Annotated in this window: 21 protein-coding genes and 1 pseudogene; 11 read left to right on the top strand and 11 right to left on the bottom strand. The window is 71.4% G+C overall.

The window, feature by feature from the left end:
• Window positions 1-42: 42 nt before the first annotated feature.
• Window positions 43-1,383, top strand: a complete 1,341-nt coding sequence (locus M3667_RS02155) for a hemolysin family protein (protein ID WP_251504394.1) — start codon at window positions 43-45, stop codon at window positions 1,381-1,383.
• A complete protein-coding gene (locus M3667_RS02150) occupies window positions 1,383-2,438 on the top strand; it encodes a hemolysin family protein (protein ID WP_144828739.1) in 1,056 nt (351 codons plus the stop codon). Before M3667_RS02155 ends, M3667_RS02150 begins: the two co-directional genes overlap by 1 nt.
• Window positions 2,439-2,512: 74 nt before the next feature.
• On the opposite strand, the gene M3667_RS02145 is transcribed toward M3667_RS02150, so the two are convergent.
• Complete coding sequence (locus M3667_RS02145) at window positions 2,513-3,571, bottom strand: NADH:flavin oxidoreductase/NADH oxidase (RefSeq protein ID WP_251504390.1); 1,059 nt, start codon at window positions 3,569-3,571, stop codon at window positions 2,513-2,515.
• Window positions 3,572-3,600: 29 nt separating this feature from the next.
• On the opposite strand from M3667_RS02145, the gene M3667_RS02140 reads away from it, so the two are divergent.
• The 4 genes from M3667_RS02140 (at window position 3,601) to M3667_RS02125 (ending at window position 7,608) form a co-directional block, all read left to right on the top strand.
• Window positions 3,601-4,455: an ADP/ATP-dependent (S)-NAD(P)H-hydrate dehydratase gene (locus M3667_RS02140; protein ID WP_251504388.1), complete on the top strand. Its 855-nt coding sequence runs from the start codon at window positions 3,601-3,603 to the stop codon at window positions 4,453-4,455.
• A gap of 79 nt (window positions 4,456-4,534) precedes the next feature.
• On the top strand, window positions 4,535-5,842 hold the full coding sequence (locus tag M3667_RS02135) for a glycosyltransferase family 87 protein (protein ID WP_251504386.1): 1,308 nt from the start codon (window positions 4,535-4,537) through the stop codon (window positions 5,840-5,842).
• Between the two features lie 88 nt (window positions 5,843-5,930).
• Entirely contained in the window at window positions 5,931-6,257 is a 327-nt protein-coding gene (locus tag M3667_RS02130; RefSeq protein WP_144828725.1) for a thiamine-binding protein, read from the top strand.
• A 103-nt stretch (window positions 6,258-6,360) separates the two neighbouring features.
• Entirely contained in the window at window positions 6,361-7,608 is a 1,248-nt protein-coding gene (locus M3667_RS02125; protein WP_285837407.1) for an MFS transporter, read from the top strand.
• Window positions 7,609-7,678: 70 nt separating this feature from the next.
• Here the strand turns inward: M3667_RS02125 and M3667_RS02120 are convergent, their stop codons facing one another.
• A complete protein-coding gene (locus M3667_RS02120) occupies window positions 7,679-8,884 on the bottom strand; it encodes a homoserine O-acetyltransferase (protein ID WP_251504384.1) in 1,206 nt (401 codons plus the stop codon).
• A gap of 116 nt (window positions 8,885-9,000) precedes the next feature.
• On the opposite strand from M3667_RS02120, the gene M3667_RS02115 reads away from it, so the two are divergent.
• The gene (locus M3667_RS02115; RefSeq protein WP_251504383.1) at window positions 9,001-9,699 is read left to right on the top strand and encodes an SDR family NAD(P)-dependent oxidoreductase; all 699 of its coding nucleotides are present in this window, start codon (window positions 9,001-9,003) and stop codon (window positions 9,697-9,699) included.
• A 109-nt stretch (window positions 9,700-9,808) separates the two neighbouring features.
• On the opposite strand, the gene M3667_RS02110 is transcribed toward M3667_RS02115, so the two are convergent.
• Window positions 9,809-11,131, bottom strand: coding sequence for a bifunctional o-acetylhomoserine/o-acetylserine sulfhydrylase (locus M3667_RS02110; protein WP_251504379.1), 1,323 nt, complete (start codon window positions 11,129-11,131; stop codon window positions 9,809-9,811).
• Window positions 11,132-11,287: 156 nt separating this feature from the next.
• Between M3667_RS02110 and M3667_RS02105 the strand changes: the two genes are divergently transcribed.
• A complete protein-coding gene (locus M3667_RS02105; RefSeq protein ID WP_251504375.1) occupies window positions 11,288-12,058 on the top strand; it encodes an SDR family oxidoreductase in 771 nt (256 codons plus the stop codon).
• Between the two features lie 32 nt (window positions 12,059-12,090).
• Here M3667_RS02105 and M3667_RS02100 read toward each other — a convergent pair whose 3' ends face one another.
• Complete coding sequence (locus M3667_RS02100) at window positions 12,091-13,587, bottom strand: MFS transporter (RefSeq protein WP_251504373.1); 1,497 nt, start codon at window positions 13,585-13,587, stop codon at window positions 12,091-12,093.
• A 97-nt stretch (window positions 13,588-13,684) separates the two neighbouring features.
• Between M3667_RS02100 and M3667_RS02095 the strand changes: the two genes are divergently transcribed.
• The 3 genes from M3667_RS02095 (at window position 13,685) to M3667_RS02085 (ending at window position 15,609) form a co-directional block, all read left to right on the top strand.
• Window positions 13,685-14,170, top strand: a complete 486-nt coding sequence (locus tag M3667_RS02095; protein WP_251504366.1) for a phosphoribosyltransferase — start codon at window positions 13,685-13,687, stop codon at window positions 14,168-14,170.
• Complete coding sequence (locus tag M3667_RS02090) at window positions 14,167-14,853, top strand: uracil-DNA glycosylase (protein ID WP_251504363.1); 687 nt, start codon at window positions 14,167-14,169, stop codon at window positions 14,851-14,853. Before M3667_RS02095 ends, M3667_RS02090 begins: the two co-directional genes overlap by 4 nt.
• A 141-nt stretch (window positions 14,854-14,994) precedes the next feature.
• On the top strand, window positions 14,995-15,609 hold the full coding sequence (locus M3667_RS02085; protein WP_144828708.1) for a GNAT family N-acetyltransferase: 615 nt from the start codon (window positions 14,995-14,997) through the stop codon (window positions 15,607-15,609).
• Window positions 15,610-15,806: 197 nt separating this feature from the next.
• Here M3667_RS02085 and M3667_RS02080 read toward each other — a convergent pair whose 3' ends face one another.
• From M3667_RS02080 to M3667_RS02050, 7 genes and pseudogenes are all read right to left on the bottom strand, one after another.
• Window positions 15,807-16,145 carry a protealysin inhibitor emfourin gene (locus M3667_RS02080; protein ID WP_251504359.1) on the bottom strand — a complete coding sequence of 113 codons (339 nt, stop codon included), beginning with the start codon at window positions 16,143-16,145 and terminating at the stop codon, window positions 15,807-15,809.
• Window positions 16,132-17,190, bottom strand: a complete 1,059-nt coding sequence (locus tag M3667_RS02075; RefSeq protein WP_251504356.1) for a M4 family metallopeptidase — start codon at window positions 17,188-17,190, stop codon at window positions 16,132-16,134. Before M3667_RS02075 ends, M3667_RS02080 begins: the two co-directional genes overlap by 14 nt.
• Before the next feature lie 407 nt (window positions 17,191-17,597).
• Window positions 17,598-18,389, bottom strand: a complete 792-nt coding sequence (locus tag M3667_RS02070; protein ID WP_251504353.1) for an ABC transporter ATP-binding protein — start codon at window positions 18,387-18,389, stop codon at window positions 17,598-17,600.
• 203 nt (window positions 18,390-18,592) lie between these two features.
• Window positions 18,593-19,366 (bottom strand): annotated as a pseudogene (locus M3667_RS02065) (ATP-binding cassette domain-containing protein); the annotation flags it as partial.
• Entirely contained in the window at window positions 19,363-20,232 is an 870-nt protein-coding gene (locus M3667_RS02060; protein WP_251504350.1) for an ABC transporter permease, read from the bottom strand. The pseudogene M3667_RS02065 and the gene M3667_RS02060, both read right to left, overlap by 4 nt.
• Window positions 20,229-21,179 (bottom strand): ABC transporter permease, encoded by a 951-nt coding sequence (locus M3667_RS02055; RefSeq protein ID WP_251504347.1) that lies wholly within the window; start codon window positions 21,177-21,179, stop codon window positions 20,229-20,231. The genes M3667_RS02060 and M3667_RS02055 overlap by 4 nt, the downstream gene beginning before the upstream one ends.
• Window positions 21,176-22,687, bottom strand: a complete 1,512-nt coding sequence (locus M3667_RS02050) for an ABC transporter substrate-binding protein (RefSeq protein ID WP_251504343.1) — start codon at window positions 22,685-22,687, stop codon at window positions 21,176-21,178. The genes M3667_RS02055 and M3667_RS02050 overlap by 4 nt, the downstream gene beginning before the upstream one ends.
• Between the last annotated feature and the right edge of the window lie 117 nt (window positions 22,688-22,804).

Raw genomic sequence — 22,804 nt, 5'->3', positions numbered from 1 at the left:
CAGACCCTCTTCCGCCGCACGCTCGAGCGGGGGTGATGCCTGATGGATTACGTCATGCTGGGCGTGGGGCTTCTGCTCACCGTGGGTACCGGTCTGTTCGTCGCGAGCGAGTTCACGCTCGTCAACCTCGACCGCGCCGACCTCGAATCCCGTCGCGCCGCGGGCGAGACCCGCCTGTCGCTCACGATCGATGCGCTGCGCATCACCTCGACGCACCTGTCGAGCGCGCAGTTGGGCATCACGCTGACGACGCTGCTCACCGGTTACACGATGGAGCCGGCGATCTCGAACCTGCTGCGCCCGCTGTTCCAGGGGTGGGGCGTGCCCGAGACGGTCCTGATTCCCCTCGCGGCGATCATCGGCGTCGGCTTCGCCACGGTGCTGTCGATGATCCTCGGCGAGCTCGTGCCCAAGAACTTCGCCTTGGCCATCCCGCGCCAGACCGGCAAGCTCGTGCTGCCCTTCCAGGTGGCCTTCACCGCGGTGTTCAAGCCCGCGATCCTCGTGCTCAACGGCAGCGCCAACGGCGTGCTGCGCGCGATGGGCGTCGAGCCGAAGGAGGAGCTCTCGGGCGCCCGCTCGGCCGAAGAACTGTCGAGCCTCGTCAAGCGCTCGGCGAGCGCCGGCATGCTCGAGAAGGACACCGCCTCGCTCCTCGACCGCAGCCTCACCTTCGCCCGCCTCAGCGCGGCCGACGTCATGACCCCGCGCCCGAGCGTGCACGCGCTCGCCGCGGGCGACCCCGCCGACGACGTGGTGCAGCTCGCCCGTCGCACCGGCCACAGCCGCTTCCCCGTGTACGGCGAGTCGATGGACGACATCATCGGCGTCGTGCACCTCAAGGCCGCGATCGGCGTGCCCCGCGAGCGTCGCGGCGACGTGCCCGTGGCGGCGCTGTCGACCGAGCCGCTGCGCGTGCCCGAGACGGTGCACCTCGACACCCTCGTGTCGGAGCTGCGCTCGCGCGGCTACCAGATGGCGATCGTCGTCGACGAGTACGGCGGAACCGCCGGCGTCGTGACGCTCGAAGACCTGGTCGAGGAGATCGTGGGCGAGGTGCTCGACGAGCACGACCGCTCGCGCGCGGGTGTCGTGCACTCCGCGGCATCCGTCACCTTCCCGGGCGACCTGCGACCTGATGAGGCCCTCGACCGCGCCGGCGTGCGCGTGCCCGAGGGCGAGGTCTACGACACCGTCGGAGGATTCATCATGGCCGCGCTCGAGCGCATCCCCGCCGTCGGCGACACCGTCGACCTCGACGACGGGGTGCTCGCCGTGCAGCGCATGGACGGTCGCCGCGTCGACCGCGTGCAGTTCACGCCCACCCCCCACGAGCAGGACGTCGACGACCTCGTGCGTGCCGCGAAGGGAGGGGACCAGTGATGAACGACTGGGCCGGAATCGCGTGGCTCGTGGTGCTGCTCGCCTTCAACGCGTTCTTCGTCGCCGCGGAGTTCGCGGTCATCTCGGCACGCCGCTCGCAGATCGAGCCGCACGCCGACCGGGGATCGCGTGCCGCCAAGACCGCGCTGTACGCCATGGAGCACGCGACGATGATGCTGGCGACCTGCCAGCTCGGCATCACGATCTGCTCGCTGCTGATCCTGAACGTCTCGGAACCGGCGATCCACCACCTGCTCGAGGGGCCCCTCGGGCTCACGGGTCTGCCGGAGGCCGCCGTCGGCGTCATCGGCTTCGTCGTCGCACTGCTGCTCGTGTCGTACCTGCACGTGGTGTTCGGCGAGATGGTGCCGAAGAACCTCGCGTTCTCGCTGCCCGATCGCGCGGTGCTCATGCTCGCCCCGCCGCTGGTGGCGGTGTCGAAGGCGTTCCACCCGATCATCGTCGCGCTGAACTGGACGGCCAACCACGTGCTGCGCCTGTTCCGCGTCGAGCCCAAGGACGAGGCCGCCTCGACCTACACGCTCGATGAGGTCGCGACGATCGTGACGCAGTCGCGTCGCGAGGGCGTGCTCGACGACGCGTCGGGCACGGTCACCGCGGTGGTGGAGTTCACCGAGAAGAAGGCCGCCGACATCGCGGTGCCGATGGCCGAGCTCGTGACCCTTCCCGAGACGACCACGCCCGCCGAGATCGAGCGCGCGGTCGCGCAGCACGGCTACTCGCGCTACGTGATCGTCGACGGCGCCGGCAACCCCACGGGGTACGTGCACCTGAAGGACGTGCTGCGCGCGGCGGAGGGGGCGGATGCCGACATGGCGCGCCCCATCCCGAACAAGCGCGTGCACCACATGGTGTCGGTGCTCGAGACGACCGATCTCGAAGACGCGCTCGCGCTCATGCGTCGCTCGGGTCGCCACCTCGCCCAGGTGCGCGACGACGAGGGCGACGTGCGGGCCGTGCTCTTCCTCGAGGACGTCATCGAAGAGCTCGTCGGCGAGGTGCAGGACGCCACGGAGCGTCGCCGCTTCGTTTGACCCCGGTTCGAGACACCGGATGCCGCGGCCCCTGGGGTTCGCGGCATCCGGTGTCTTCGTGTGAGGGGTCGGCCTCAGTACGCGCGGAGGTACTGCGCGGGGGCGGGGTTGGGTGCCCCCAGGGCCGCCGCGGCGCGCAGAGCGTAGTGCGGGTCGCGCAGCCACTCGCGGGCCGAGAGGATCGCGTCGGCGCGGCCGTCGGCGAGGATCTGCTCGCCGAAGGTCGGGTCGTCGATCATGCCGACGGCGGCGACGAGCAGGCCCGTCTCGCGGCGGACGGTCTCGGCGTAGTCGACCTGGTAGCCGGGCCCGGGGACGATGTGCTGGTGGGGCACGAGTCCGCCGCTCGAGACGTCGATGAGGTCGGCGCCCGCGTCGGCGACGAGGCGAGAGGCCGCGACGGTGTCGTCGACGCTCCACCCGCCCTCGGCCGCGTCGGTGGCCGAGAAGCGCACGAACAGCGCCGCGTCGGGTGCGGCGGCGCGCACCGCCTCGGTCACGCGCACGAGCAGTCGCACGCGGTTCTCGAACGAGCCGCCCCACTCGTCGTCGCGCTGATTGGTCAGGGGCGAGAGAAACTGGTGCAGCAGGTAGCCGTGGGCGGCGTGCACCTCGAGCACCTCGAAGCCCGCGGCGACGGCGCGACGGGCCGCGTCGGCGAAGTCGTCGACGACCTTCTCGATGCCGCGCGCGTCGAGGGCGACCGGCTCGGCGAACGCGTCGTAGGCGATCGGCGACGGGGCGACGGTGCTCCAGCCGCCGTCTTCGACGGATACGGTGCCGCGCCCGCCCGTGAGGGGAGAGGTGGTCGAGGCCTTGCGGCCCGCGTGGCCCAGCTGCACCCCGGCCACGGATCCGCGCGCGCGGATCGCCGCCACGATCGACGACCAGGCATCGGCCTGCGCGTCGGTCCACAGGCCCGTGTCGTCGGGCGAGATGCGGCCCTCGGGCGACACCGCCGTCGCCTCGGCGATCACGAGGCCGGCCCCGCCGGCGGCCAACTGCGCGAGGTGCACGTGGTGCCAGTCGTTCGGCATTCCGTCGACGGCGCTGTACTGGCACATGGGCGAGACCCACAGGCGGTTGCGCAGCTCGATACCGCGGATCGTGAGAGGAGTGAAGAGGGCGCTCATGGGGGACCTTCGCGTTCTAGGGTGACGCCATGACGGCGATGGAGTTCAGCGGGCGTGATGCCGCCCGGGCACTGCGGAGGCCAACCGCGCACGACGACAAGTATTCCCGCGGAGTGGTGGGCCTGCGCACCGGATCGGCCCGCTATCCGGGTGCCGCGGTGCTCGGTGTCGAGGCCGCGTGGCGCACCGGTACGGGCATGGTCCGCTACCTCGGGCCGCGGCGCGCGCAGGATCTCGTGCTGCAGCGCCGACCCGAGACGGTGACCGCCGACGGGCGCGTGCAGGCGTGGGTGATCGGATCCGGAACGGATGCCGCTGAGCGCGACGCGGCCGAGACGGCGGCCCTGCGCGGCATCTTGAACGGCGATCTGCCGGTCGTGGTCGACGCCGGTGCCCTCGATCTGGTGCCGGCCGCGAGCGCACCCGTGATCGTGACGCCGCACGCCCGCGAGCTCACGCGGCTGCGCGAGGCCCTCGGGCTCGCCTCCGCCGCGATCGGCGACGACGACGAGCGGGAGGCGGCGGCCCTCGAGACGGCGGCCGCGTTCGGCGGGGTCGTGCTGCTGAAGGGCGCGGTCACGATCGTCGCCGCGGCCGGGCGCAGCCGACGGGTCAGTGGGGGCACGCCGTGGTTGGCGACCGCCGGCACGGGCGACGTGCTCGGCGGAGTGCTCGGCGCGGTGGTCGCCGGCGCCGTCGCCGACGGGCGCGACGGCCTCGACGATCTGGCCCAGTGCGCGGCGGCCGCGGCGTGGCTGCACGGAGCCGCGGGGAGTCGGGCCTCGCAGGACAGCGGAGCCGACGGGGGACCCCTCACCGCGCTCGACGTCGCCGAGGCGCTGCCGCGCGTCGTGGCATCCGTGCTCTCCGACGACCGCGACTGAAGGCCCCGCCGACGGTCCCGCCCGCCGGGCCGAGGGGGCTCGTCGGGGGCCGGGGGAGCCGCCCGCTTAGGATGAAGCAGTGTTGAGGCGTGTCGTTCCCCTGTTGATCGCGTTCGTCGCCGTACACGTCGTGGTGGGGATCCTGGGCTACCAGCAGCCCAACGAGCCGATGGGCGACGTGTACCTGGTGTACGAACCGTGGTCGCGCTGCGCCCTGTTCGGCGGCATCGACGTGACCTCGTGCACCCGCAGCGACACCTGGCAGTGGCCCGGGATCACCGAGAAGTGGATCTACCCGCAGCTCGCCTTCCTGCCGATGACCTTCGCGTGGATCTTCGCCTGGTTCACCGGGTACACCCCCGCGTGGGCGATCACCGTGTCGCTGTTCAACCTCGTCGCCTTCGTCATCCTCGTGGGCACGGGCCGCTCGACGGGCCGCGTGCTCGCCGCGTGGTTCTGGCTCGCCGCGATCCTGCTGGTGGGCCCTGTCGGCCTCTACCGCATCGACGGCATCACCGTGCCGTTCGCGATCCTCGGCGGCATCTGGATGCTGCGGCGCCCGTTCCTCGCCTCCGTGCTGCTCTCGGTCGCGGTGTGGATGAAGGTCTGGCCCGCCGCGATCCTCGCCGCCGGTCTCGTCGCCATCCGTCGGCGCCTCGCCCTCGTCTACGGCGCGGTCGCGGTCTCGCTCGTGACGATCGTCGCCGTGGTGGCCCTGGGTGGCGCCCCGTACGTCTTCGGCTTCGTGGGCGATCAGACCACCCGCGGCATCCAGATGGAAGCGCCCGTCGGAGCGGTCTACATGTTCCTCGCGGCCTTCTACGTGCCGGGCAACGAGGTGTACTACGACGGCGACGTGCTGACCTTCCAGGTGACGGGGCCGGGAGCCGAGCCCCTGATCGCCGCGATGACACCGATCATGCTGCTCGTCATGGCGGGGGTCGCCGTGGTCGGCGTCCTGAAGATGCGTCGCGGCGCGACCTTCCTCAGCCTCTTCCCGCCGCTCTCGCTCGCCCTGGTGACGGCGTTCATCGCCCTCAACAAGGTCGGCTCGCCCCAGTACTACGTGTGGCTGTTCGCCCCCGTCGTGCTCGGGCTGATGATCGACCGGCGACGCTGGTACGGCTTCGCTGCGATGACCCTCGTGATCGCCGCTCTCACGCAGTGGATGTACCCGCTCCTGTACGACGGGCTCATGGCCCAGCACCCGAACCCCTTCCCGGTGTTCGTGCTCGAGGCGCGCAACGTGCTCGGCCTCGTGCTGCTGGTGTGGGCGATCGTGCGGGTCGTGCGCGTGCCGGTGGGCCGCGTGCGTCCGCCCGCGGGGCTGCGCGAGATCGTCACGGGTCGCCGGCCCCTCCCGGCGCGCGTTTCCGCGGGACGCTGACGCCCGTCAACCCACGGGTCGCCGCCGCGAGTTCCCGCCGCGCGCTGACCCCGTTCCGCCCGGAGGGTCGCCGCCGTAGGCTCGGAGCATGCTCATCGCCTTCTCCGTCGCCCCCTCCGGCGTCGGCACCCTCGCCGCCGAGAACCCCGACGCCTCGGTGCACGACGCCGTCGCCGCCGCGGTCGCCGTGGTGCGGGCGTCGGGACTGCCGCACCGCACGACCTCGATGTTCACCGAGGTCGAGGGGGAGTGGGACGAGGTGTTCGCCGTGGTGAAAGCGGCGACGGATGCCGTGATGCCCTACGGATCGCGCGTGTCGCTCGTGCTCAAGGCCGACATCCGCCCCGGCCGCACCGGCGAGATCGACGGCAAGATCGAGCGCCTCGAAGATGCCCTGGAGCGTCGCGAGGACTGAACCGCGCGGGCGCCACTCCCGGGCCCCGAAACGATTCGACCCGCGCCGCCGTCACGGATAGCATCGCCTGGTGACCTCTTCGACGACCTCGAGAGGTGCGGCGATGCGGGCGCTCCTTTCTCTCGCCATCGGCAGTTTCGGCATCGGCATGACCGAATTCGTGGTGATGGGCCTGCTGCCCAACATCGGCCGCGACCTGCTGCCCACCGCCTACGCGGCGTCGCCCGACGACGCGATCGCGCAGGCCGGGTGGCTCATCTCGCTCTACGCGCTCGGCGTGGTGGTCGGCGCCCCCACCATCGCGGGCTCGGTCGCGCGCTTCCCGCGCCACCGCGTGATGATCGTGCTGGCCGCGGCGCTCGCCTTCTTCACCCTGCTGACCGTGATCGCCCCGACGTTCGAGTTGGTTGCGGCATCCCGCTTCCTCGCCGGACTCCCGCACGGGGCGTACTTCGGCATCGGAGCCCTCGTCGCCGCCGACGTGCTCGGCCCCGGCAACCGTGCCAAGGGCGTGGCCTTCGTGCTCACGGGCCTCACGATCGCGAACGTGGTGGGCGTGCCGCTGGGCACCCTGCTCGGCCAGCAGGTCGGATGGCGCGCCGCCTTCGCGGTGGTCGCGGGCATCTTCGCCCTCGCGACGGTGTGCATCGCGTTCTTCGTGCCGAAGCACCCCGGAACCCCCGGACGACGCCTGCGCGATGAAATGCGGGTGTTCCGCATCGGACAGGTGTGGTTCGCCCTCGGCATCGGCGCGGTCGGCTTCGGCGGATTCTTCGCCATGTACAGCTACATCGCGCCCATGATCACCGACGTCGCCGAACAACCCGAGTGGGCGGTGTCGGTCGTGCTCGTCATCGTCGGGATCGGCATGACCATCGGCAACATCGTCGGAGGCGCCCTCGCCGACAAAGACCTGCGGTTCTGGCTCTTCGTCGGGCTGATCGCCCTGGGCGTGGCATCCGTCGGTCTCGCCCTGACGGCCGGCTGGATCGTGAGCCTGGTGCTGTTCGCCTTCCTCGTGGCGTTCTGCGGCTCCGCTCTCAGCCCGTCGATCCAGACGCGGCTCATGGACGTCGCCGAAGACAACCAGTCGATCGCCGCGGCCCTCAATCACTCGGCGCTGAACATCGGCAACAGCCTCGGCGCGTTCCTCGGCGGCCTCGCGATCGCCGCGGGCCTCGGGCTCGTCGCCCCCGCGTGGGTCGGCGCCGTGCTCGCGATCGGCGGACTCGCCGTGGCGTTCGTCGCCTACCGCGTCGAAGACCGCAGCGGCCGGCACCCCTCGCACCGGGTGCCGGCGGCCGAAGCCGCGCAGACCGCCATCACCGGCTCCATCCCGACGCAGCGCTGACGCGGGCGGGAGCGCGCTCGCGGGTCGACCGGACTCGCGGATGCCGCGGGCTCACGGCATCCGCGAATGCTCAGCTCGCGAAGAGGCGGCGGAGGTGCGTCGCCACCGCGGCGGTCTCGATGAGGAATCCGTCGTGGCCGAAGTCGCTCGACAGCACGACCGCTGCGTCACCGTCGAGGGTGTTCCGGATGCCGCGGGCGATGCGGTGCTGGCCGTCGATGGGGAACAGGCGGTCGCTGTCGATCCCGAGCACCAGCGTGGTCGCGGTGACGCGGCCGAGCGCGTCGTCGACGCCGTCGCGATCGCGGCCGACGTCGTGCGAGTTCATCGCCTCGACGAGGGTCAGGTAGCTGTTCGCGTCGAACCGGCGGGTGAACTTGTTGCCGTGGAAGTCGAGGTACGACTCCACCGCGAAGCGTCCGCCGCGCCCCAGCGGGCTGACCCCCGACTGCCACGAGCGCTGGAAGCGCGAATTGAGCTCGGTGGGGCTGCGGTAGTTGAGCAGCGCCATGCGGCGCGCGAGCGCGAGACCACGGTGGGGGCCGTCGCCGTCGCCGGCGTCGTAGTACTCGCCGCCGGCGAAGCGGGGGTCCATGCGCACGGTGTCCATCTGCACGGAGTTCAGCGCGATCTGGTCGGCCGTCGTGATCGGCGGGGCGGAGAGGATCGCGGCGCGCTCGACGCGGTCGGGGTGACCGACGGCCCACTCGATCGCGTGCATGCCGCCCATCGAGCCGCCGACCACGGCATGCCAGCTGCCGATGCCGAGCTGATCGGCCAGCAGGGCCTGCGCCGACACCTGATCGCGGATGGTCAGGTAGGGGAAGCGGGAGGCCCACTCGTACCCGTCGGGGGCGATGCTCGCAGGGCCCGTCGAGCCCTGGCATCCGCCCAGCATGTTGGGGGCCACCACGAAGAAGCGGTCGGTGTCGATCGCGGCCCCCGGGCCCACGAGGTCGCTCCACCACCCGGCGGTGGCGTGTCCGGGTCCGGCCGCTCCGCGCACGTGGCTGTCGCCGGTGAGGGCGTGCAGGATGAGCACGGCGTTGTCGCGCGTGGGCGAGAGCTCGCCCCAGGTCTCGTAGGCGAGACGGATGCCGGGGAGCGTGCCCCCCGTCTCGGTGCGGAATTCGCCGAACGAGGCGAAGCGGCGGTCGCCGACGGGGTCGCCGTCGCGCCAGGCTCCGGTCGCGGGGGGCCGGCCGAGGAGGGAGCGGGCGTCCGCCTCCGTCACCGGGGCCGAGGGCACCGTGTCTTCGGAGATCTGCCAGTCCATGGCATCCATTCTCTCCGGTGTCGGAGGGGTCGACCGGACTGTTACGGTTCCCCACCACGGCGACGGGGGTTGTCAAGAACCCGTCTTCTCCCGGGTGCGGTCGTCATGATCCCGCCATGGCGAACTTCCTCCTCATCGCGGCCTCGAGCGACATCGGTCAGGCGACGGCGAAACGACTGCAGGGCGCGGGACACCGCGTCGTGACCACCGCGCGGGATTCCTCGCGGATCGAACCCGATTTCACCCTGGATGCCACCGACTTCGACGCCGTCGACCGGGTCGTCGGGGAGGCGGGCGAGCTCGACGGCATCGCGGTGTTCGCGGGCTCGATGCTGCTCAAGCCGGCGCACCTGACCTCGCGCGAGCAGTATGACGAGCTCATCGCGGCCTCGCTCACCACGGCGTTCGCCGCCGTCCGCGCCGCGGGCTCGCACATGCGCGACGGGGGAGCGGTGGTGCTGGTGTCGTCGGCGGCGGCCCTCGCGGGTCTTCCGAACCACGACGGCATCGCCGCCGCGAAAGCCGGGGTCATTGGCCTGACGCTCTCGGCCGCCGCGAGCTACGCCGCGCACGGGCTGCGCGTGAACGCCGTGGCCCCGGGCCTCGTGCAGACGCGGTTGACCGAGAAGCTCACCTCGAGCGACATGTCGCGCAAGGTGTCGGAGGCCATGCACCCGCTCGGTCGCCTCGGCGAGCCCGACGACGTCGCGCGCGCCGTGGAGTTCCTGCTCGCGCCCGAGAACGCGTGGATGACCGGCCAGGTGCTCGGCGTCGACGGGGGTCTGGGCAGCCTGCGGCCGCGACAGAAGGTGTGACCACCGCCGCGTGAGGGGTCGGTTTCTGTCGCCTCGAACGCGGCTGGGCGACACATTTTGACCCCTCACGCGCGTGGGAACGCGCGCGTGCGGCTCGGGCGCGGGTGACTCAGGCGCGGGCGGCCTCGGACAGGCGGCGCGCGGCGGCGAGGGCCTGGTCGAGGTCGGCCTTGAGGTCGTCGATGTTCTCGAGCCCCACCGACAGGCGCACCAGGCCCGGGGTCACACCGGCGGTGAGCTGCTGCTCGGGCGTGAGCTGGGAGTGCGTGGTCGACGCCGGGTGGATGACCAGCGAGCGCACGTCGCCGATGTTGGCGAGGTGGCTGAACAGGCTCAGCGAGTTGACGAACTCGCGGCCCGCCTGCACGCCGCCCTTCAGCTCGAACGACAGCACCGCGCCGACGCCCTTGGGGGCGTAGTTGTTGGCCGCGGCGTACCAGGGCGAGGTCGGCAGGCCCGAGTAGTTCACGGTCGCGACGTCGGGGTGCGACTCGAGCCACTCCGCGATCTCCTGCGCGTTCTGCACGTGGCGCTCGATGCGCAGCGACAGGGTCTCGATGCCCTGGATCAGCTGCCACGCGCTCTGCGGGGCGATCGAGGCGCCGAGGTCGCGCAGCAGCTGCACGCGCGCCTTGATGATGTAGGCGAGGCCGTCGCCGACCGCCTGGGTGTAGACCGCGCCGTGGTACGAGGGGTCGGGGGTCGTGAGGCCCGGGAAGCGGTCGGAGTGCTCCGACCACGCGAAGGTGCCGCCGTCGACGATGACGCCGCCGATCGTGGTGCCGTGCCCGCCGAGGAACTTGGTCGCCGAGTGGACGATGATGTCGGCGCCGTGCTCGAAGGGGCGGATGAGGTACGGGGTCGCGATCGTGTTGTCGACGATGAGCGGCACGCCGGCCTCGTGCGCGATGTCGGCGACCGAGCGGATGTCGAGCACGTTGATCTTGGGGTTGCCGATGGTCTCGGCGAAGAACAGCTTGGTGTTCGGGCGCACCGCCGCGCGCCACTCCTCGGGGTCGTCCTGGTTCTCGACGAAGGTCGTCTCGATGCCGAGCTTGGCGAGGGTGTACTTGAAGAGGTTGTAGGTGCCGCCGTAGATCGAGCTCGACGAGACGATGTGGTCGCCCGCCTGCGCGATGTTGAGCACGGCGAACGTCTCGGCCGCCTGGCCGCTGGCGACGAGGAGGGCGCCGGTGCCGCCCTCGAGGCCCGCGACGCGCTGCTCGACGACGTCTTGCGTGGGGTTCTGGATGCGCGTGTAGATGTTGCCGAACTCGGCCAGCGCGAACAGGTTCGCGGCGTGGTCGGCGTTGTCGAACACGTACGAGGTGGTCTGGTAGATCGGGGTGGCGCGGGCCTTGGTCACCGGGTCGGGCTGAGCGCCCGTGTGGATCTGCTTGGTCTCGAAACGCCAGTTCTCGGGTGCCGACATGACTGCTCCTCAGCTTCTGGAGGCCGGGCGGTCGCCATGGCCTGCTGCGAGCGTAGGGATGACCTCCGACACCGACAAGCGCCCCGGACACAGGCCGTAACAGCGCCCCGCGCGATGCGGACGGCGGTGTCGGAGGAGGGCGCTAGCGTGGATGCCATGACGCGACGTGCAGTGGTGACCGGGGCCAGTTCGGGAATCGGAGAGGCGACCGCACGCCTGCTCCGCGAGCGCGGATGGGAGGTCGTGGGCGTCGCCCGTCGGGCCGAGCGCCTCGACGCGCTCGAGGCCGAGACCGGCATCGTGGCTCACGCGGCCGACCTCACCGATGCCGACGCCGTCGCCTCCCTCGCGGCGTGGCTCGACGAGACGGGCGGCGTCGACGCCCTCGTGCACGTCGCCGGCGGCGCGCGCGGCAGCGACCGCATCGAAGACGGCGCGGCCGACGACTGGCGCTGGATGTTCGAGGCGAACGTGCTCTCGAGCCAGCGACTGACCGCCGCCCTCCTCCCGCAGCTGCGCCGCGCGGCCGACGACGAGGGCCACGCCGACCTGCTCTTCGTCACCTCGACGGCTGCGCAGACGGCCTACCCCGGCGGCGGCGGGTACAACGCCGCGAAGGCCGGTGAGGCGATGCTCGTGCACGCGCTGCGTCAGGAGCTCAACGGCGAACCCCTCCGCGTGATCGAGATCGCCCCGGGCATGGTGCGCACCGAGGAGTTCACGCTCAACCGCCTCGGCGGAGACAAGGACGCGGCCGACAAGCTCTACGAGGGCGTCGAGGCGCCCCTGTCGGCCCATGACGTGGCCGACGTGATCGCCTACGCGCTCGACGCTCCGGGCCACGTCAACCTCGACCTGGTCACGGTGCGCCCCGTCGCGCAGTCGGCGCAGCACCTGCTGGCGCGGGGCCCGCTGAAGACCCGCTGACCGCTCGCCGTTCGGGGGCGGATGCCGCGGGCTCAGGCCACGTCGCCGCGGGCTGCGGTGGCTGCGACCTGGGCCTCGGCGGCATCCGCGAACGCCACCTTCGGCACGAAGAACAGCAGCACCGCGGCCAGCACGCCTCCCGCGCTGCAGATGACCCACACCGCGACGTACCCCGCGAAGGGGGCGGCCGCGCCCAGCGCTGTGCCCGCGCCGCCGGCCAGCACCACGCCGAAGATCGCCGACGACATGGTGCCGCCGATGGTCTTGGTGGTGTTCGTCGTCGCCGAGGCGACGCCGGTCTGCCCGCGCGGTGCGGCCGCGGCCGCGGCGGCGGGCATCGCGGCGACGAGCGCACCGGCGCCGATCCCGGCGATCGACAGGCTGGCGAGGAATTGCCACAGCTCGTCGTGCAGCGGCAGGAGGAGCGCATACCCGATGCCGACGAGAGCGGCTGCACCGATGAGCACGACGCGGGGGCTGGCTCGGCGGGAGGTGACGGTGAACAGCACCGCCCCGACGATCAGCGAGAGCAGGTAGGCGCCGACGACGTTCGATCGCTGCGTTGCGTCGAGTCCGAGTCCGTACCCGAGGGCGGGGTCGGTGCCGGCGTACGTGACGAGCGGTCCCTGGGCGCCGAGCAGGCTGATGCCGACGAGGAAGGAGGTGGCTTGCACGGGCCACATCTCGGGGCGTCGGAGCATGCGGATGTCGATCGCGGGATCGCGTTGCCGCAGCTCGAACCGCACGAAGACGATGCCCAGGATCACGCCGACGATCAGCAGCCCGACGATGACGACGGGGCCGGGGCCGGCGGGAAGGCGGACGAACGAGAGGGCGCCCGTGATGAACAGCAGGGCCCCGGCGAGGATGACGAACCCACGCACGTCGAGTCGACGCTCCCCGACCACGCGCTCGGATTCCGGCACGCCCAGCCAGATGGCGAGACAGACGAGGGTGACGACGACGGGCGGGATGATCAGCGACAGCTTCAGGTCGCCCCCGGTCGCGGCGAAGACACGACCGGCGATGAGCGCCCCGACGATGCCGCCGAGCTGAAGCCCGACGACCAGGAGGCCCGCGGCGCGGCGGGTCTGCGAGACTCCTCGTTCCTGCCGTCGACCGCGATCGAAGATCAACGCGATCTCCAGGGGCAGCCACACGATGTACAGCCCCTGGAACGCCCACGCGACGAGGAAAGTCGCGAACGAGTCGGCGAACACCAGCGCCCAACTCGCCGCCGCCGTGGCGATCGCGGAGAAGAGCAGGATCCGCTTGTGTCCGAACATGTCGCCGAGCTTGGCGAGCACGGGGAGTACGAGAGCTCCCAGCAGCAGCTGCGCCGCCTCGAACCAGTTGACGTCGGCGTCGCGGATGCCGAGGTGCGTCACGATGTCGGGCAGTAGGGGGATGTAGAAACCCTGGAGGATCCCGCTGGCGAGCTCCACCAGCACGAACCAACCGATCAAGCCCGCGGTCACGCCCAGCGCGGACGACCGCACCCGTGAGACCGCGCCGGAGACGCGCGACATGGCGCGAGAGTAGCACCGCCCGGCGACGGCGTCGGACGCCGTGCGGAGGGGTCTCGACGGGGCTCTAAAGTGAGCGGAGACGACGAGAGGGGCCCGCGTGGCTGAGGAACGCGAACGGTTGAGTTGGGACGAGTTCGGTGCCGCCACGAGAGACATCTCGCGCGCGATCGTCGCGGACGGGTTCGAGCCCGAGGTGGTGGTCGCCATCGCACGCGGCGGACTCCTTCCGGGAGGCGCGATCGCCTACGGCCTCGGCGCGAAGAACTGCGGAGCGCTGAACGTGGAGTTCTACACCGGTGTCGGCACCGTGCTCGACGCCCCGGAGGTGCTCCCGCCCGCCCTCGATCTGACCTACCTCTCCGGCCGGCGCGTGCTGCTCGTCGACGATGTCGCCGACAGCGGCCGCACGCTCGATCTCGCCGTCAAGCTGCTGAACCGTCACGGGGCGGACGTCCGCTCCGCGGTGATCTACACCAAGCCCACGACGATCATCGCGCCCGATTTCTCGTGGCGAGACACCTCGCTGTGGATCGAGTTCCCCTGGTCGCACCTCGGCTCCGTGCGGGAGGAAGACGCGGCGTGAGTGCCAAGACGCTGACCGAGTTGGCGGATGCCGGTCTGATCGATCGCTCGTGGGTGCAGCCCCTCGAACCCGTGGCCGCCGACATCGCCGCGCTCGGCGAGAGGCTCCGCTCGGAGGGCGCGCCGTATCTTCCGGCGGGCGACCTCGTGCTGCGCGCGTTCCGCACGCCGCTCGAGGCGGTGCGCGTGCTCATCGTGGGTCAGGACCCGTATCCCACGCCCGGGCACCCCATCGGCCTGTCGTTCGCGGTCGATCCGCACGTGCGTCCGCTGCCGCGCAGCCTGTCGAACATCTACCGCGAGCTCTCCGACGATCTCGGGATCGCCCCCGCCGCGCACGGCGACCTCTCGGCCTGGTCGGCGCAGGGGGTCATGCTGCTGAACCGCGTGCTCACCGTGGCGCCCGGCGCTCCGGCCTCGCATCGCGGCTGGGGGTGGGAGCGCGTGACCGAGCACGCGATCCGCTGCCTCGTCGCGCGCGACGCCCCGCTCGTCGCGGTGCTGTGGGGCAAGGACGCCCAGGGGCTCGCGCCGCTGCTCGGCGACACCGCGATCGTGTCGTCTCCGCATCCCTCGCCGCTGTCGGCCAGCCGCGGCTTCTTCGGCTCCCGTCCCTTCTCGCGCGTCAACGCGCTGCTCGAGGGGCAGGGTGCCGACGCGGTCGACTGGCGGATTCCGGCGTGAGCGGCGCCGCGACGCCCTGAGCGGAGCGAGCGGATGCCGCGGGCCGCGACGGAGGCGTCGGGCCGGGGTCCCGGCATCCGGCCTGGTCGCCGCACGCGCGACGTCATACGCGTGAAACGGCGACGCCCGTAGAGTGGCGGGGTGCTGGAAGAGGAGTACGAGAAGAGCCGTCGCCGTCTGCCGGCGCACCTGCGCAAGACGCCCGCGCCCGAGCGTCCCTTCTCGTACGAGATCCGTCCGGCCACTCCCGCCGACATCCCCGACATCCGCGAGATCTACAACTACTACGTGCGCAACTCCGTGGTGACCTTCGACGAGAAGGCGTGGTCGATCGCGAAGTGGCGCGACAAGTACGCCACGCTCGACAAGCTCGGGTTGCCGTTCCTCGTGGCGCAGTCGCCGAGCGGACAGATCCTGGGGTACGCCCTCGTGCAGCCGTGGCAGTCCAAGTCGGCGTACCGCTACACGGTCGAGAACTCGATCTACCTCGGTCAGGCGGCCGCGGGCAAGGGGCTCGGTCGCGCGCTACTCGAGGCGTTGCTGGCGGCCTGCCAGGAGCTCGGCATCCGCGAGATGGTCGCCGCGATCAGCGACAAGGGCGCCGACGCCTCGATCGCCCTGCACGAAAAGCTCGGCTTCACCGAGGTCGGACGCATGGGACGCGTCGGCTTCAAGTTCGGGCGCTGGCTGGGCGTGGTGTACCTGCAGAAGAGCATCCCGTCGAAAAAGAAGCCCCGTCGGCGGTTGTTCGGCTGACGCGCTTCGCAGCCGCGCGCGAGGTGGCTGAGCCTGTCGAAGCCACCGGTCACCGGGTGCGAGGTGGCTAAGCCTCTCGAAGCCCCCGGTCGCCGCGTGCGAGGTGGCTGAGCCTGTCGAAGCCAGCGGCCGCCGAGCGGGTACCGGTCCCTTCGACACGCTCGGGGACCTCTGATGCGAGGTGGCTGAACCGCCGGCTACCGCCGGACCGGTGTCGCGGGTGCGGCGCGGCGCACCTCGTCGACGAGCGCGCGCCAGGGACCCGCGACCTGGGTGTCGCCGAGGCGTGCCTCGTGCACGGCCTTGTCGCCGTGGTGCACCTCGATACGCCAGCTGTAGCGGTCGGCTCCGGGGGAGGGCTCGGCGGCGGCGTCCCACGGGCAGCTCTCGACCAGCGCGCGCCAATGCGGGGCGCCCTCGGGGTCGGGCTCGGCCCGCCACTGCTTCGTCAGACCCGCGAGACCGCCCGAGCGCACGACGATGACGACGAAGCGCCCCGCGCTCTCGGTGTCGTCTTCGGTGTCAGGCTGCGGCATCCTCCTCGACGCCGACCCCGGCCCACGCGGCGCGGACGGCGGCGACCTCCTCCGACTTCTCACCGTACTCGCTGGCCGCGGCCGACAGGGTGGCGGTCGCGAACGCCGAGAAGTCGGCGGTGGGCGACAGCGTGCCGGCGGTGATCGTGCGGTACCAGATGAGGCCGGCGCGCTCCCACGCGAACCCGCCGAGCGCGGTGGCGGCGAGGTAGAAGGCCTTGTTCGGAATGCCGGAGTTGATGTGCACCCCGCCGTTGTCGTCGCTCGTCTCGACGTAGTCGCGCATGTGCGCCGGCTGCGGGTCTTTGCCGAGCACATCGTCGTCGTAGGCGGTGCCCGGCGCCTTCATCGAGCGCAGGGCCTCGCCCTGCACGGCGTCGGCGAAGATGCCCTCGCCGATGAGCCACGACGCCTCATCGGCGCTCTGGCGGAGGTGATGCTGTTCGGCGAGGGCGCCGAACACGTCGGACAGCGACTCGTTGAGCGCGCCCGACTGCCCCTGGTACTCGAGCCCGCCGGAGGCCTCGGTGACCCCATGGCCGAGCTCGTGCGCGATCACGCTGAGCGACCGCGTGAACCCGACGAACACGTCGCCGTCGCCGTCGCCGAAGACCATGCGCTCGCCGTTCCAGAACGCGTTGTCGTAGTCGTCGCCGAAGTGCACCGTGGCCAGCAGCGACCCGCCGGCGGCGTCGATGCCGTCGCGGGCGAAGGCGTCCCAGAAGAAGTCGTAGGTCTCGCCGAGGCCGTCGTAGGCCTCGTCGACGGCGGCGTCGCCCGAGGGGGCGTCGTCTTCGCTGCGGACGCGACGGCCCGGCAGGTTCTCGGTGTTCGCCGCGTCGGAGATGATGCGATCGGGCGCCGGCCCGGTCTCGGCCACGAGGGTGTCGCCCTCGATCGACAGTCGCAGGCGCGACCGTGTCGGTCGTGCCGGGCGCGGCACGGCGAGGGTCTTCCGGGCCGCTTCGGCGGCCCGGGCCATGCGCGGGTCATCGGTGGAGGCGAGTCGGTCGAGCAGGAACGGGGGGACGATACCGGGGGTCATGCGCCGAGGGTAGCGCCGACCTCCGACATCGCGGGATCCCTTGATCGGCGCGTGCGCGACTGTCCCGAACGGCCGGGCCACCGGCATCCGTCACCAGAACAGGAGATGCCACCAGAACAGGACGATCCGTGCCGAAACGGCCTGTTCCGGTGACGTCTTCCTGTTCTCGTGGCGACGGCACACGGGACCGCCGGGCCACCGGCATCCGTCACCAGAACAGGAGATGCCACCAGAACAGGACGATCCGTGCCGAAACGGCCTGTTCCGGTGACGTCTTCCTGTTCTCGTGACCGGCACCTCGCGGCGACCGCGGCCCCCGCGCCAATCCCGGCAGCGTCAATCCCGGCAGCGTCAGTGCCGGGAGCGCCAGTCCCGGCAGCGCCAGTGCCACCGCCCGCGGCGGAGCGTCAGGCGGGCAGCGTCGGAATCGATGCCAGCAACTGCCGCGTATACGCCGCCTGCGGTTGCAGCAGCACCTTCTCGGTGGGCCCCTGCTCGACGATAAGACCGTCTTTCATCACGACGACCTGGTCGCACACGTTCTGCACCACGCCGATGTCGTGCGAGACGAGCACGAGCGTGAGCTGCTCCTCGGTGCGCAGCCGCGCCAGCAGGCGCAGGATCTGCGCGCGCACGGTGACGTCGAGGGCCGACAGCGGCTCGTCGCCGACGAGGATCCGCGGCCGATGCACGATCGCGCGCGCCAGGGCGATGCGCTGACGCTGACCGCCCGAGAACTCGTGCGGGAAGCGCGCGGCCATGTCGGCCTCGAGGCCCACCTGCTCGAGCACCTCGTGCACGCGGGCACGGCGGTCACCCTCGATCCCGAGCGCCCACAGCGGCTCGCCGACGATGCGCTCGACGTTCATGCGCGGGTCGAGCGAGGCGTACGGATCTTGGAACACGATGCCGGTCGTGCGGCGCAGCCAGTGCAGCGAGCGCGACGATCCGCGCGCATCCACGGGGCGTCCCTCGACCTCGATGGTGCCGGCGGTGGGCACGTCGAGTCCGAGCAGGAGACGCACGAGCGTCGACTTGCCCGAGCCCGATTCGCCGATGATCCCGACGGCCGAGCCTTCCCGCACCGACACGTCGACGTCGCTCAGCCCGACGGTGCGCTCGGGGCGGCCGAAGCCCTTGCCGCGCGGCGCGGGGTAGGTGCGCGAGAGCCCCCGCGCGCGAATCAGCGTCTCGCTCACGGCGTGTCCTCCTCGTCGGGCCGGCGACGAACCGCCTCGTCCGCGGCGGCCGGGTCGGCGGGCTGCGATGTCGCAGCCGGGTCGAGGTCCGGCGCGGAGCCCTGGTCCGCGGCATCCGGGGTCGATTCCGGATGCCGTTCGGCCGAGCCCTGCGTCGGCCGGGGCGTCGCGGCATCCGGGATCGCGGTGGGGGTGCCGGTCTCCGGATGCCACAGCGTCGCGGTCGCATCGCGCAGCAGAGCCTGCGTGACGGGCGACGACGGCGCGCGCAGCAGTGCCTCGACGGCGCCCTGTTCGACGACGCGGCCGTGCTCGAGCACGACGGCGTGCGTGGCCACCTGCGCGAGGACCGCGAGGTCGTGCGTGATGAACACCAGCGACATGCCGGCGTCGTGCACGAGGGAGCGCAGCAGCGAGAGGATCCCGGCCTGGATCGTGACGTCGAGGGCGGTGGTCGGCTCGTCGGCGATGAGCAAGCGCGGGCGGCACGCGAGGGCCATCGCGATCGCGACGCGCTGACGCTGACCGCCCGAGAGCTGATGCGGGTAGCGCGAGACGAGGCGTTCGGGGTCGGGAAGGGCGACGCGCTCGGCCTCGACGACCGCGCGGGCGAGGGCCGCGCGCTTCGACACCTTCTCGTGGATCCGCACCGACTCGCCGATCTGGCGGCCCACCGTGCGGATGGGGTTCAGCGCGGTACGGGGCTCCTGGAAGACGATGCCGATGTCATCGCCGCGCAGGCGCGCGAGCTCGCGGTCGGGGAGTCCGAGGATCTCGCGGTCGTTCCACCGCACGCTTCCGGAAGCCACGGCCCCGTCGGGCAGCAACCCGAGGATGGCGAGGGCGGTCAGCGACTTGCCCGAGCCCGATTCGCCGATGAGCCCCACGCGCGCGCCGTCGGGCACGGCGAACGAGATGCCGTCGACGACCGCCCGGCCGCCGATCTCGATGCGCAGGTCGGTCACCTCGAGGCTCACGCCACCACCCCCGGAACCTGCGTCCGTGCCGACGGCGCGCGCTCGGCGAGCGTCGGGTCGGCCGCCTCGCGCAGGGCGTCGCCCAGCAGGTTGAGTCCGAGCACCGTCAGGGTGATCGCCAGGCCCGGCCACACCACCGTCAGCGGGTGCACGGCGATGTAGGGCTGCAGGCTGTTCAGCAGCACGCCCCACGACGGCTGCGTGACGGGGGCGCCGAAACCGAGGTACGACAGTCCGGCCTCGGCGAGCACGGCCACGGCCATGCCCCACGACAGCTGCACGATGAACACGGGCGCGACGTTGGGCAGCAGGTGGCGCGTGAGGTTCTGCCACGTCGAGAGCCCGCTCGCCCGCCCGGCGAGCACGAAGTCGCTGTGCAGCACGCGGCGCAGCTCGGGCCGGGTGACGCGGGCGACGTTGACGCCGAACCCGATGCCCACCGACCAGATGACCACGAACAGCGACCCGCCCCACACGGCCGAGATCATCATCGCGATGATCAGCACCGGGAAGGCGATGAGGATGTCGACGAGCACCGAGACACTCTCGCGCACCCATCGTGCGGTGAGCGCCCCGAGGGCGCCGAGGGCGATGCCGATGACGGAGGCCACGATGCCCGCCCCGACCGCGACGACGACGGTCGTGCGGGCGCCGGCGAGGAGCAGGCTCGCGATGTCGCGGCCGCTGTCGTCGGTGCCCAGCACATGGGGCCACGACGGATCGGTCCACCGCGCGCGGGCGTCGACGGCGGCGGGGTCGAACGGCGTCCACACGAGCGAGACGGCGGCCGCGAGCAGCACGAGCAGCACGATCACGAGTCCGAAGCGGCCGGTGCCCAGCCCCCAGAGGCGTTTCAGGGTGTTCACTCGGCCTCCCGCTGTCGAGGGTCGATCAGGCGGTGCGCGAGGTCGACCACGAAGCCCACGATGAGCACGAAGCCGGTCACCGCGAGAAGCTCGCCCTGCACCTTGGGCAGGTCGCGCGAGGCGACGTCGGTGACGAGCATGCGACCCACGCCCGGGAGGGTGAACAGCTGCTCGATGACCACGGCTCCCACGATGATCCCGGCGATCTGCAGCCCCAGCACCGTGATGACCGAGAGGCCCACGTTGGGCAGACCGTGGCTGAGCAGGGCGCGCGTGCGAGTCAGGCCCTTGGCGGCGGCCGTGCGCACGTAGTCCTGGCCGATCGCCTGCAGGGTCGCGCTGCGCACGAACCGCAGCAGCATCGCCCCCTCGATGACCCCGATCGTCAGGGAGGGCAGCACGAGGGCGCGGAACGCCGCGGCGGGGTCGTTCCACCCCGCGCGCGGGAAGCCCTGGGGCGGCAACCACCCGAGCCAGACGGCGAACACCACCACGAGCATGAGTCCCGCCCACACCACCGGCACCGCCGCCAACGCCTGTGCGGCGACGCTGAGGGCCGCACCCGTCGCGCGACGACGCCCGAGGGCGGAGAGCACGCCGAACGGGATGCCGATCAGCAGCGCGATCGTCAGCGACATGATCGACAGGGGCACGGTGACCCGCGCCTTGTCGATCAGCTCGCTGCTGACCGAGGTGCCGGTGAGGAGGGAGGTGCCGAGGTCGCCGCGCAGCAGACCGCCGATCCAGTCGGCGTACTGCGTCCACAGGGGAGCGTCGAGTCCGAGGCTCGCGCGCAGGGCGGCGATCTGCTCGGGGGTGGCCTGGGTTCCGGCGATCACCTGCGCGACGTCGCCGGGGAGCACCCGCAGCGAGACGAAGATCAGCACGCTGGCCACGGCCAGGCCCAGCACGAGCAGGCCCAGCCGTGTCAGCGTGTAGCGGATCACTCCGACGCGACCGTCACAGCCGACAGCGGCAGTCGCACGTTGAGCGAGTTCTTCGGGAAGTTCGCCACGTTCGTGCCCACCGCCGTCAACGGCGTCGACAGGAAGAGCCAGTCGGCGGCGTCGTCGTCGCTCACGATGCGCGCGGCCTCGGCGAGCAGGTCGGAGGACTGCTGCTCGTCGGTGGTGGCCAGCGCCTGGGCGTAGAGGCCCTGCACCTCGGCGTTGTCGTAGCCGAAGTAGTACGAGGGGTTCGCCCAGTTGCCGAAGTCGCGGGCCTCGACGTGGCGCACGAAGCTGAGGTCGTAGTCCTTGTTCGTGTAGACGTCCTGCAGCCACGCGGTGAAGTCGACCTGCTTGACCTGCAGGGTCACGCCCACGTCGGCGAACGACGACACGAGGAAGGTCGAGATCGAGCCGGGGTAGACGTTGGGGATCGTCAGCGTGAGGTTGAGGTTCTCGGCGCCGGCCTGGGCGAGCAGCTCGCGCGCGCGGTCGGGGTTGTACGAGATGCTGCCCGAGAGGTCTTCGTACCCGGGGTCGAGCGGCGGGATCGGACCCGACAGGGTCTCGCCCGAACCGAGCGTCTGGATCAGCGCGTCGTGGTCGATCGCCAGGCGCAGCGCCTCGCGCACGCGCTGGTCGTTGAGCGGGGCCTTGGCGTTGTTGAACGCGAGCGTGCCCTTGTCGGTGGTGAGGCCGGAATCGATCGTGAAGTTGTTCGTCCCGTCGATCTGTCCGCGCAGCTCGGGGTCGACCTCGAGCTGGACGTCGAGGTCGCCGGCGACGGCGGCGTTGACGGCGGCGTTGCGGTCGGGGATGTAGTCGAGCACGACCTGGGCCACCCCGGCCTTGTCGCCCCAGTAGCCGTCGTAGCGCGCGAGGGTCACGCTCTGGCCGACGTTGCGGGACTCCACGCGGAAGGGACCGGTGCCGTTGGCGGAGGTCTGGAAGTTGGTCGTGTCGCCGTTCTTGAAGATGAGCCCCGCGCGGCCGGTGAGGGCGAACAAGAAGTCGATGTTCGGCTGCGCGAGGGTGACGACGACCGTGGAGGCATCGGGGGAAGAGATGGATGCCACGTTCGCCAGGTCGGCGCTGTTCTGGATGGTGGCGTCGTCCTTCGTCGTCTGCAGGGAGGTGACCACGTCGTCGGCGGTCAGCGCGCTGCCGTCGTGGAAGGTCACGCCCTCGCGCAGGGTGAAGGTGTAGGTGAGGCCGTCGGGCGAGATCGTCCACGCGGTCGACAGGGCGGGGACGATCGCGTTGTTCTCGTCGCCGTTGCGGGTGACCAGACCCTGGTAGACGTTGTCGATGAGCGCCTGCTCGAGAGCGGCACCGCTGGTGTGGCGGATGTCGAGGTTGGTCGGCTCGAGGCTCAGACCCACCGTGAGGGTGGCGTTCGGGTTGGCTTCACCCGTGGGAGCGGGGGAGGTGTTCGAGCTGGTGCACGAGGTGAGCAGGAGTGCTCCGATCAGGAGCGCGCTCGTGGCGAGGGCGGTGCGGCGCAGCATTGCGGGGTGTCCTTTCGCAGGCCGAAGGCATCCGAGTGCTGTGGATGCCGTGCAGGGGTGGCAACAGCCTACTTTCACCCGCATTCCCTCGCCGTCGTCTGTGACGGTGCGCGACGG

It is taken from the genome of Microbacterium sp. P26 (assembly GCF_023712585.1).
Lineage (GTDB): Bacteria > Actinomycetota > Actinomycetes > Actinomycetales > Microbacteriaceae > Microbacterium > Microbacterium algihabitans_A.
This window is presented reverse-complemented; position numbering and strand designations above follow the sequence as displayed.